Source organism: Photorhabdus sp. P32 (genome assembly GCF_038085095.1).
In the GTDB taxonomy this organism is placed as follows: Bacteria; Pseudomonadota; Gammaproteobacteria; order Enterobacterales; family Enterobacteriaceae; genus Photorhabdus; species Photorhabdus luminescens.
The window spans coordinates 1-2183 of the sequence record NZ_JAZGJN010000133.1 but is presented as its reverse complement, the minus strand read 5'-3'; the positions used below and the strand labels follow the sequence as shown (position 1 = coordinate 2183).

The following is a 2183-nucleotide window of genomic DNA, read 5'->3' as shown; positions in this document are numbered from 1 at the left end:
GCTGTAGACCGGACGTTTCAATGATGCCTTTGAAAAAAAACTGGGGGAATACATTGGCGTACCCCATGTGCTGACCACCTCCTCAGGTTCATCTGCCAACCTGTTGGCGTTAACCGCACTGACTTCCCATAAGCTGGGTGAACGTGCACTTAAGCCGGGTGATGAAGTCATTACTGTCGCAGCCGGTTTCCCGACCACTGTTAACCCGACTATCCAAAACGGTCTTATACCCGTCTTTGTCGATGTGGATATTCCGACCTACAATATCGATCCGGCACTAATTGAAGCAGCAGTGACCGATAAAACCAAAGCTATCATGATCGCCCATACCTTGGGTAATCCGTTTAACCTGGCCGAAGTGCGCCGTATCGCCGATAAGTATAACTTGTGGCTTATCGAAGACTGCTGTGATGCACTGGGCACCCGTTATGATGGCAAAATGGTCGGTACTTTCGGTGATATCGGTACCGTTAGCTTCTACCCTGCGCACCATATCACTATGGGCGAAGGCGGTGCCGTATTTACCAAGTCAGGCGAACTGAAGACGATCATTGAATCTTTCCGCGATTGGGGACGTGATTGCTACTGTGCACCAGGTTGCGATAACACTTGTGGTAAGCGTTTTGGTCAGCGACTGGGNNATCACCGATATGCAGGCAGCCTGTGGTCTGGCTCAACTAGAGCGCGTTGAAGAGTTTGTTGAACAACGTAAGACCAACTTTACCTATCTGAAAGCAGGTCTGGAAAACTGTGCTGAGTTCCTTGAGTTGCCGGAAGCAACCGAAAACTCTGAACCTTCTTGGTTTGGTTTCCCAATTACGCTGAAAGAGACCTGTGGTATTAACCGTGTTGAACTGGTCAAGTTCCTAGACGAAGCTAAAATTGGTACGCGTTTGCTGTTTGCCGGTAACCTGACCCGTCAACCCTATTTTGCTAACCGTAATTATCGTGTGGTTGGCGAGTTGACCAATACTGACCGCATTATGAATCAAACTTTCTGGATTGGTANNTTTCCCCGTTTGTTCATGCGTATATTAATCACTGGAATTAGTGGCTATTTAGGTAGTCAACTGGCTAATGCCTTTATTTCCGAGCACGAAGTGGCAGGCACTATTCGAACAAACTCTTCTCTGGTTCGGCTCTCCTGTGTTGATAAAGTACAGCTAATCAATCTCGATGATACAATAAAATGGTGTGATGCCGCCCAAAGTTTTAGTCCTGATATTGTCATTAATACAGCGGCGCTTTATGGTCGTAAAAATGAGCAGTTGCAAGATCTTATCAATGCAAATATTACATTTCCGATAATTTTACTCGAGTGTCTAGGAAAGGAAAGAGCATATACGTTCATTAATTGTGGAACATCTCTTCCCCCTGAAGTGAGTGCATACGCATTGACGAAAAATCAATTCGTTGATTTAGCGAAATACCTAACTTCTACAGGTTTATGTAAATTCATCGATGCCCGGCTAGAGCATTTTTTTGGCCCATTCGATGATATTACCAAGTTTACCACTTATGTTTTTCACCAATGTATACGTAACCTCCCTCTCAAACTGACAGCAGGGACTCAGTTGCGAGATTTTATCTATATCAAAGATTTGATAGACGCTTTTCAAACCCTGATATTCAACCTGGATAAAATTAGTAATGGACAGAGCCTAGATATAGGCTCTGGTTCAGCAATTCCAGTAAGAACATTTGTAGAGGCCGTTGCAGCAAAAACACATAGTAGATCTAGTATTGAATTTGGTGCTCTGCCTATGCGAGAGAATGAATTAATGTACAGTTGTGCAAATATAGAAATTCTATCTTTGCTAGGGTGGCACCCCCAATTTTCACTAGAAAATGCAGTTAATGATATGATTGAAAAGGAAGAAATATGAAATTATTGGTCACTGGCGGCTGTGGTTTCTTGGGTAGTAATCTGGCTTCCCNNNTGCAATCTCAAGGTAAGTTAACGTTTGTACATGGTGATATACGTAATAAAAATGATGTAACCCGTGTTATTACTAAATACATGCCAGATAATATCTTCCATCTGGCTGGTCAGGTTGCCATGACGACTTCGATCGATAATCCCCAAATGGATTTTGAAGTCAATGTTGGAGGGACATTCAACCTATTAGAAGCTGTTCGCCGGTATAATCCTGACTGTGGGATCATTTACTCCTCTACAAATA

2 protein-coding genes and 1 pseudogene are annotated in these 2183 nt (G+C 43.4%); all 3 read left to right on the top strand.

The window, feature by feature from the left end; all coding sequences use genetic code 11:
- Positions 1-7: 7 nt before the first annotated feature.
- Positions 8-1022: pseudogene (locus tag V2H77_RS00795) on the top strand (DegT/DnrJ/EryC1/StrS family aminotransferase); the annotation flags it as partial.
- A 3-nt stretch (positions 1023-1025) separates the two neighbouring features.
- On the top strand, positions 1026-1886 hold the full coding sequence (locus V2H77_RS00790) for an NAD-dependent epimerase/dehydratase family protein (RefSeq protein WP_341497278.1): 861 nt from the start codon (positions 1026-1028) through the stop codon (positions 1884-1886).
- A partial coding sequence (locus tag V2H77_RS00785; protein WP_341497277.1) for a GDP-mannose 4,6-dehydratase occupies positions 1883-2183 on the top strand: 301 nt, incomplete at its 3' end. The genes V2H77_RS00790 and V2H77_RS00785, both read left to right, overlap by 4 nt.